This window comes from Bacteroides sp. UBA939, from assembly GCF_002293435.1.
Classification (GTDB): Bacteria; Bacteroidota; Bacteroidia; order Bacteroidales; family Bacteroidaceae; genus Bacteroides.
In genome coordinates, this window is sequence record NZ_DBDF01000037.1 from 1 (window position 1) to 8,158 (window position 8,158).

Genomic DNA, 8,158 nt, shown 5'->3' on the forward strand with positions numbered 1-8,158 from the left:
ATAAATTCAAAACAGCTTCTAAAATTGAATCTGTGTTATCCGCGTAATCTGCGGATGAAAAGATTAGAGTTTTAACATGTTCTTTTTAAATTAATACACATAATAAATTAAGTAAGTATGAAAAGCAAAAGACTGACCCTTTCCATCTTATTCGTAGTAACTGCGGTGGTAAACGCATTTGCTTGTACCAATCTTATTGTGGGCAAGAACGCCTCTACGGATGGATCCACCATTGTTTCCTATTCTGCCGACTCCTACGGGCTTTTCGGTGAGCTGTATCATTATCCGGCAGGCGTGCATAAGAAAGGTGCACTGTTGGATGTCTATGAATGGGATACCGGTAAATATCTGGGAAAGATTGAACAGGTGCACCAGACGTACAACGTAATCGGTAACACCAACCAATTCCAGCTTACCATTGCCGAGACTACTTTCGGCGGTCGCCCTGAACTGGTGGATACAACAGGAATCATCGACTACGGAAGCTTGATTTACATTAGTTTGCAACGTTCCCGCACCGCCCGTGAAGCCATCAAAGTAATGACTGACCTTGTACAGGAATACGGCTATTACAGTAGCGGCGAATCTTTCACCATTGCCGATCCGAATGAAATCTGGATAATGGAAATGATAGGCAAAGGCCCCGGCGTACGTGGCGCTGTATGGGTAGCCGTACGTATTCCGGATGATTGTATCTCGGCTCATGCCAACCAGGCGCGTATCCACCAGTTTGATATGAACGACAAGAACAATTGCATGTACTCTTCCGATGTGGTTTCCTTTGCCCGCGAAAAAGGTTACTTCAATGGAGTAAACAAAGATTTCAGCTTTGCCGACGCTTACGCACCGTTGGATTTCGGTGCACGTCGTTACTGTGAAGCCCGCGTGTGGAGCTACTATAATATGTTTACCGACCGTGGTAACGAGTTTCTTCCTTATATCGAAGGCAAAACCAACCGGCCTATGCCGCTCTATCTGAAACCGAACCGTAAGATTTCCGTTCAGGATGTGAAAAACGCCATGCGCGACCATTACGAAGGAACTCCTTTAGACATCAGTAAAGACTTCGGGGCAGGTCCTTATCATACGCCTTATCGTCTCTCTCCGCTTTCTTTCAAAGTGAATGGCAAGGAATACTTCAACGAACGTCCTATTTCTACCCAGCAATCCGGTTTTGTATTCGTGTCCCAAATGCGTTCCACAATGCCCGATGCCATTGGCGGTGTACTTTGGTTTGGTATAGATGATGCTAATATGGCTGTATTTACTCCCGTATATTGCTGTGCGGATAAGGCGCCGGTATGTTATACCCGTGTAGACGGTGCGGATTATATCACCTTCTCGTGGAACTCCTCTTTCTGGATTTTCAACTGGGTGGCTAATATGGTGTATCCCCGTTACGACCTGATGATTGATGATGTGCGCGCCATGCAGACAGAGTTGGAAACTACTTTCAATGATGCCCAGGAAGGCATAGAAGCAGCAGCATCGAAACTCTACTCCAAAGACCCTGCCCAGGCAGTGGAATTCCTGACAAACTATACGAATATGACTGCGCAAAGCACGCTCGACACTTGGAAACGCCTTGGCGAGTTTCTCGTCGTGAAATATAACGATGGGGTAGTGAAACGCGTGAAAGACGGTAAGTTCGAACGTAACAATATAGGTCAGCCTGCCGCTGTAATACGTCCCGGATATCCTGCGGAATTTCTGGAAGAATACGTAAAGCAAACGGGTGAGCGATATAAAATGCCGCTGAATTAATTTTGAATTATGAATTATGAATTATGAATTATGAATTATGAATTTTGAATTGCTATGCAGCATGACTGCGCAGCCATTCATAATTCATAATTCAAAATTCATAATTCAAATGATATATTTGAACTTCTAAAATAATAATTGCATGGAAAATAAGGAACTAATTAAACAGGTGACTGAGAAAGCCCTGAAATGGCTTACCCCGGCTTATGACGCCGAAACTCAGGCTGAAGTAAAACGCTTGTTGGATAATGAAGATAAAACCGAACTAATAGATTGCTTCTATAAGGATTTGGAATTCGGTACGGGTGGTTTACGCGGTATTATGGGTGCAGGAACCAACCGTATGAATATCTACACAGTAGGCGCTGCAACACAGGGTCTTTCCAACTACCTGAATGAATGCTTCAAGGACAAGGAAGAGATTTCCGTAGTGGTAGGTCATGACTGCCGCAACAACAGCGACAAGTTCGCTAAGATTTCCGCAGACATCTTCTCTGCGAATGGCATCAAGGTCTACTTGTTTGACGATTTACGTCCTACGCCGGAAGTCTCGTTTGCAATTCGTCACTTTGGTTGCCAAAGCGGTATCAATATCACTGCAAGTCATAACCCAAGAGAGTATAACGGTTATAAAGCATATTGGGATGATGGTGCGCAGGTGCTTGCCCCACACGATACCGCTATCATTGACGAAGTAAACAAGGTAACTGTTGAGAATATCAAATTCAACGGCAACCAAGCCTTGATTCGGATTATCGGCGAAGATGTCGACAAAATCTATCTGGATAAGGTTCATTCTATTTCTATTGACCCGGAAGTAATTAAGCGTCAGAAAAACCTTAATATCGTTTACACCCCTCTTCATGGTGCAGGCCGCGCACTGATTCCTGCTTCTTTAAAAGAATGGGGCTTTGAGAATGTGAACTGCGTACCCGAACAGATGGTGAAGGACGGCAATTTCCCGACCGTGGTATCTCCCAATCCTGAAAATGCCGAAGCGCTTTCTATGGCAATCGCACTGGCAAAGAAGATGGATGCCGATATCGTAATGGCGAGTGACCCGGATGCCGACCGTGTAGGTATGGCTTGTAAGGACGATAAGGGCGCGTGGGTGCTTATCAACGGTAATCAGACTTGTTTGATATTCCTGTACTATATCATCAAGAACCGGATTGCAATGGGAAAGATGCAACCCAATGACTACATCGTAAAGACCATTGTAACTACCGAACTGATCAAAGCTGTAGCAGACAGGAACAAGATTGAAATGCGCGACTGCTATACCGGATTTAAGTGGATTGCCCGTGAAATTCGTTTGAGCGAAGGCAAGCAGCAGTACATTGGTGGCGGTGAAGAAAGCTACGGTTTCCTGGCAGAAGACTTTGTTCGCGATAAAGATGCTGTTTCGGCTTGTTCGCTGTTGGCGGAGATTTGTGCATGGGCAAAAGATCAGAAGAAGACGCTGTACGACGTGTTGATGGACATCTACGTAGAATACGGCTATTCTAAAGAAACAACAGTGAATGTAGTGAAGCCCGGTAAGAGCGGCGCCGACGAAATCAAAGCGATGATGGATAATTTCCGCGCTAACCCGCCGAAAGAAATCGGCGGCTCGGCAGTTTGCCTGATTAAGGATTACGAGACGCTGGAAACTACGGACCACAAAGGGAACGTAACCGCTTTGGATATGCCGGAATCTTCGAATGTTCTGCAGTATTTCACGGAAGACGGTACCAAGATTTCTGTCCGTCCATCGGGTACTGAACCGAAGATCAAGTTCTACATCGAAGTGAAAGGCGAAATGGGTTGCCCGAAGTGTTATACTGCTGCTGATGCTGAAGCCGAGGAAAAAGTAGTTATGGTACGCAAGTCGCTCGGTATCTGAGAAATATAAGAAACTGTTATCAGGCAGGAAGAAATAAAACTGTTTAAAGAAAGTGGGGCGTCAAAAGCCCCACTTCCATTATATGTGTTTTAGTTATCTATCCACCAGTCTATCATCTTCCGGGCTATGCTTAACTTCCGTGGTATTTCCGGAAGGTTCTTTTTGGAATAAAAAGCGCCGGCACTGATTTCCTCTTCCTGTAATTTGATTTCCCCACTTTCATAGTCGGCAATGAATCCTGCCATTAATCCACTGGGGTAAGGCCAGGGCTGATTTCCGAAATAGGTAATATTCTTCACTTTCAGTCCGGTTTCTTCCATCACCTCACGCTGTACGCACTGTTCCAGTGTTTCTCCGGGTTCAAGGAAACCGGCTACAAGACCATAGAATGTTCCGCGGAAATTACGGCCGCGTACCAAAAGAATTTCTTCTCTCCGGCGTATTAAAACAATAATCGCCGTGGCAATGTGTGGGTATATTTCATAACCGCAAGAAGGACACTTCTTCATGATAGGTTCTTTCTGCTCCGTAGGTGTGCCGCATGAAGGACAAAAACGACTATGCTGATCCCAATATAGTATCTGATATGCTTTTCCGGCTGCTTTGTATTCTTCCGGCGTGATGTATTCGTAGGAGTCTCTCAAGCCGATCATCATCCATTCTTCTGTTTCTGTGATAAGTTGTTCCACTGCGAATGTTCGTACTGTCACCTCACTGGGCAGAAGAACTTCATGTACCGTATCTCCGGTAGCAGGTTTTACCGGAAGAATGTCCGTATCATAAGGCACACAATATTTAACTTCTCCTTTTTCTGTTATCTCCCTTTTTAGCAACAGTTGGTCTTTGAAGAAGACAAACCACTGCTCAGGAACTTGCTTTTCTGTATCTTCCATTGTTTTTGTAGTTACTAATCATTGTAGTTAGAGCCTGTTTAAATTTCCCCAAAAAGTTTTTTATTCAGCTTATTTTGAGTTTATTTTCGAGGATGTTTTCCTCTTTTTATGAAGAGCATAGCGGGCTATGTGACGAATGATAAGAGGAAAACATCCTCGAAAATAACTCTCAAAACAACGCTGAGCAAAATTTAAACAGGCTCTTAATATGGCTTATTTTCGTATTACACACGTGCTCATACGCGCGTATGCAGAATTTATTTTAATGAAGTCTATTCGTTTTATTTTGTATATAAACCACCGATCTTCCTGTTCCTCGGCAACGCAAGAAGCCTTGTTGAATGAGACTGTTTAACTCATTCATGGCAGCGTATGGTGTCAGTTTAGTAAGTTGGATATATTCCTTTCGGGTGATACAGGCGTTCTTTTCCAGGAAAGCTATAAGTATTTCTTTCCGCTCCTCTACGGTCGATGTCACTCTTTTCGACTTCTTTAAGGGTGAATGTACGCGTTCCAGAGTCATCTCGTGCATCATCCTCTTTCGGAACGTACTACTGATGCGCAGGTGTACATTCTGAAATACGACGGATTCCGCTCTGATTTTCTGTTTATCATCATCTGTATCTTTCAGGCATTTCACTGAGGTACTGAGAAATCCCAATTCTCCCAATTCTACTATATTCCCATCAGCCAGCAATTCTCCCAATTCATCAATGAGAATATCCAGTGAAGCCCCCAAGATATTTTTAGAGAAATGATGGAATCTTGCTGCTTGTTCAATGAACTCCTCTTTGGTATATGTCTTTTTGGGATAGATACGGGCATGGAGTGCTCTCTTACCTTCTTTTCCCTGTGATGAAGGTGTTTCATAAAAGTCGTAGTGTGCGCTCATTCAATTTTTTGATTATAGTTTAATTTATTGCTTTTGATACTTTTAATATGTGTTTTCTATAGATTTAGTCCCACTGTTTCAAGAAACTAATTCTGTAACTGCATAAATTTATTTGTTTTATAGTTGTCTTTTATTCATTCGACATCTGTCGCATAATTATTCGACAGATATCGCATAATCATTCGACGTATGTCGAACGAAAAGATTTTAGGCAACAAAGATATAATTTATAGGGATATAGAAAATAGCTTTTGAGGAATATTTCTTTAAATTGTGTAAGGATTGTATAACTTTTGAAGGATAACGGTTACATTCTCCAAGCAGGCACATAAGTGCTTGGTAAGTTCATCTTTTGCATTAGCCGGCTTTTTTTGAGCATTCTATCTCCAAAATCATATCCGAATGAACCGTTCTTTATTGATTTGAGAGATGCCCTCGTGATTTGCGAGAGCATAGCCGGTTAATCTAAAATAAAATCATTGGTATTCTGAATACTTGCTACTCCTTCTAATAGCTCTATTTTTGTCGAAGTAACAATCACAGTTACGTGAGGATGATATTCCTCATTAATCAATTTGATAAGAGGTTCAGCAGCTTTTCTTAATTTACTCATTTTTTTTCCTTTTTCCTCTAATAATTCTTTCTTTGAATGCATATTCTTTTCCTTTCTTATCTTCTTTCTTTTGGTTTATAATGCTACCATATCACCCCACTATCGCCGTTTTATACGGATTCTCTGTCTCTTCAAACAACTTACCGCCATGGTTCAACGCCCATGCACGTATCAGTAACGCCAAGGGCGTTTGCGTCTGAAATTTCAGTGCTGCATATACCGTCACCGTAGATACGCCTTTTATTTCGGCTATTTCCTTGACTTTCTCTTTGTCCAGCTTGATGTACTTTCCTTTTTTAGGTTCTTCGTCACTTTAGGTGCAACTTTAGGTGAATATTGGGAGACATTTTGCAATACAGTTCCCTTTCTGATATACTGGTTGCAAGATTCTCCTCTACTATAATTTTAATGGTGATCGCGTAAAAAACAGAAGATGTAATTTCTTCTAAAACCACGATGAATAAAGAGTTTGAAGCAAATTGCTTGCACCTAAAGTGACGAAGAACCCTTTTTTAGTCATACTCTTTGATTTATTAATTAGTATTTCTAACTTTGGGGCCGTCTTAATTATTTAAGATGGTACAAATTTAAGTGATAATTTTCAACTAAACAAATAAACAAGTGATAATTTTCGTCTTATGAGCACTATATTATTAAGAATTCAAGAAATTGCAACCACAGAGGGGATAACTATTGCCGCTATGGAGCGTAATATTGGAGCCAGCAAAGGTGTGCTATCACGTGCTATAGCAAATGGTACAGATATTCAAGCAAAATGGCTTCAATCAATAGTTGAAAATTATCCCCTGTATTCAGCCGAATGGTTACTTACTGGAGAATGTCCTATGTTTAAGAATGAGGAAAAACCAGTGAAACCATATTCTATACAAGAGTTTCCTGCACTACAATCGGTTGGTGAACCGCAATCAGAATATATCTCTCGCAAAGAATCTCTTATATATAATATGTATAAAGATGAAAAAGACGAGAAAGAAAGAATGTTAAAAGAAAAAGAAGACAAGATAGACCAACTCCAGTCCGAACTCCGCCAAAAATCTGAAGAACTGGCTATATTCAAAGCTCGTTACCCAGATTATCCTGAGGTATAAAACCTGCTGCTACAAAACCGCATTCCTCGACCTCTGTGCTTTCTGCCAGTTCTGTACCCTCTGCCAGTTCTGTGCTTTCTTATCCAAAGAAACGGTAGTAGAAACTATTTTAGAAGTATTTAGTCGGTCATTATAAAGTATCAATATCCCTGATATCGGCAAGATAATTTGATATTTGTGTCCACTTCAGAAAGTGCGTTTTGCCCTTTTATCCCCCTTTAGAAGCTTCTGTAGGACGTTTATTTCTGATAAAAAGACTTTTTGAAGTGGACTCATATTTGTTTATGTGAAAAGAAATAGTGAGATTTTTGGGGATATAAAAAGAAAGCGAGAGGTGCAACACACCTCCCACTTTTAATGTTTTCACAACGGAATAATCCTTATTGTGATTTGCTTCATTTTAGTAATGCAAAGATATGAAATAAAATTGGAACACAATAGAATGTAGTGAGTTTTTTTCTATATTTCCTCTAAAAAACTAAGACCACCCTTATCTTTGTGGGCTTTCATATCTGTAGAACTAATGATTCCAGTCAAAGAGGCCGTAATAATCTCTCTACCCACCCGGTTTATGGTTCGCCCATGGATCTTCTTTATCAGTTCCAGTGGGTCGGTAATACCTTCAGATAGACATTGAACCACTCCTTTATAACTCTTTCCATCGGTACTGGATACATAATTGCTGATTCGAATGTTGCAACGTTGCAGGCAGGCATCCAGCTTGGTGAGTTTGTCAGGGGTTAAAACACCGAACTTCTGCTGAAGTTTATCACCCGATTCGCTCAAAATACACACAAACACACTATCTTTGTGAACATCAAGACCACATACTTTTCTCATAGGCTAATAAATTTTGTGGCATAGACCACTGTTAAACAATACAATTTGAGAACTCACTTACAGGAGTATCTCTGCCCACAAAGATAAGGGTGGTCTTGGTTTTTTATTCAACTTATATAAAAAAACCGAGTTTTTTATGTCAATACTTCGGTAAATAATTAA

At 41.1% G+C, this 8,158-nt stretch carries 8 protein-coding genes; 3 read left to right on the top strand and 5 right to left on the bottom strand.

Annotated elements, in window-relative coordinates; all coding sequences use genetic code 11:
- The first annotated feature begins 117 nt into the window (after positions 1-117).
- Both B2Z67_RS02595 and B2Z67_RS02600 read left to right on the top strand, forming a co-directional pair.
- The gene (locus B2Z67_RS02595; RefSeq protein WP_291528260.1) at positions 118-1,764 is read left to right on the top strand and encodes a C69 family dipeptidase; all 1,647 of its coding nucleotides are present in this window, start codon (positions 118-120) and stop codon (positions 1,762-1,764) included.
- A gap of 142 nt (positions 1,765-1,906) precedes the next feature.
- Positions 1,907-3,649: a phospho-sugar mutase gene (locus B2Z67_RS02600; protein WP_291528261.1), complete on the top strand. Its 1,743-nt coding sequence runs from the start codon at positions 1,907-1,909 to the stop codon at positions 3,647-3,649.
- An 89-nt stretch (positions 3,650-3,738) separates the two neighbouring features.
- Here the strand turns inward: B2Z67_RS02600 and nudC are convergent, their stop codons facing one another.
- The 4 genes from nudC to B2Z67_RS02620 form a co-directional block, all read right to left on the bottom strand.
- On the bottom strand, positions 3,739-4,542 hold the full coding sequence (gene nudC / locus B2Z67_RS02605) for an NAD(+) diphosphatase (protein WP_291528262.1): 804 nt from the start codon (positions 4,540-4,542) through the stop codon (positions 3,739-3,741).
- Between the two features lie 262 nt (positions 4,543-4,804).
- Positions 4,805-5,434: a DNA-binding protein gene (locus B2Z67_RS02610; protein ID WP_291528263.1), complete on the bottom strand. Its 630-nt coding sequence runs from the start codon at positions 5,432-5,434 to the stop codon at positions 4,805-4,807.
- 460 nt (positions 5,435-5,894) lie between these two features.
- Positions 5,895-6,089 carry a hypothetical protein gene (locus B2Z67_RS02615; protein WP_291528264.1) on the bottom strand — a complete coding sequence of 65 codons (195 nt, stop codon included), beginning with the start codon at positions 6,087-6,089 and terminating at the stop codon, positions 5,895-5,897.
- A 49-nt stretch (positions 6,090-6,138) separates the two neighbouring features.
- Positions 6,139-6,273: a hypothetical protein gene (locus B2Z67_RS02620; protein WP_291528265.1), complete on the bottom strand. Its 135-nt coding sequence runs from the start codon at positions 6,271-6,273 to the stop codon at positions 6,139-6,141.
- A 412-nt stretch (positions 6,274-6,685) separates the two neighbouring features.
- On the opposite strand from B2Z67_RS02620, the gene B2Z67_RS02625 reads away from it, so the two are divergent.
- Positions 6,686-7,156, top strand: a complete 471-nt coding sequence (locus B2Z67_RS02625) for a hypothetical protein (RefSeq protein WP_291528266.1) — start codon at positions 6,686-6,688, stop codon at positions 7,154-7,156.
- A 459-nt stretch (positions 7,157-7,615) separates the two neighbouring features.
- Here B2Z67_RS02625 and B2Z67_RS02630 read toward each other — a convergent pair whose 3' ends face one another.
- Positions 7,616-7,996 carry a hypothetical protein gene (locus tag B2Z67_RS02630; RefSeq protein WP_291528267.1) on the bottom strand — a complete coding sequence of 127 codons (381 nt, stop codon included), beginning with the start codon at positions 7,994-7,996 and terminating at the stop codon, positions 7,616-7,618.
- Positions 7,997-8,158 lie beyond the last annotated feature (162 nt).

What these genes read in the sequence shown, in the direction of transcription:
- B2Z67_RS02630 (WP_291528267.1), bottom strand. Translation starts at nt 7,996, where the DNA reads ATGAGAAAAGTATGTGGTCTTGATGTTCACAAAGATAGTGTGTTTGTG.
- B2Z67_RS02595 (WP_291528260.1), top strand. Translation starts at nt 118, where the DNA reads ATGAAAAGCAAAAGACTGACCCTTTCCATCTTATTCGTAGTAACTGCG.
- B2Z67_RS02625 (WP_291528266.1), top strand. Translation starts at nt 6,686, where the DNA reads ATGAGCACTATATTATTAAGAATTCAAGAAATTGCAACCACAGAGGGG.
- nudC (WP_291528262.1), bottom strand. Translation starts at nt 4,542, where the DNA reads ATGGAAGATACAGAAAAGCAAGTTCCTGAGCAGTGGTTTGTCTTCTTC.
- B2Z67_RS02600 (WP_291528261.1), top strand. Translation starts at nt 1,907, where the DNA reads ATGGAAAATAAGGAACTAATTAAACAGGTGACTGAGAAAGCCCTGAAA.
- B2Z67_RS02610 (WP_291528263.1), bottom strand. Translation starts at nt 5,434, where the DNA reads ATGAGCGCACACTACGACTTTTATGAAACACCTTCATCACAGGGAAAA.
- B2Z67_RS02615 (WP_291528264.1), bottom strand. Translation starts at nt 6,089, where the DNA reads ATGCATTCAAAGAAAGAATTATTAGAGGAAAAAGGAAAAAAAATGAGT.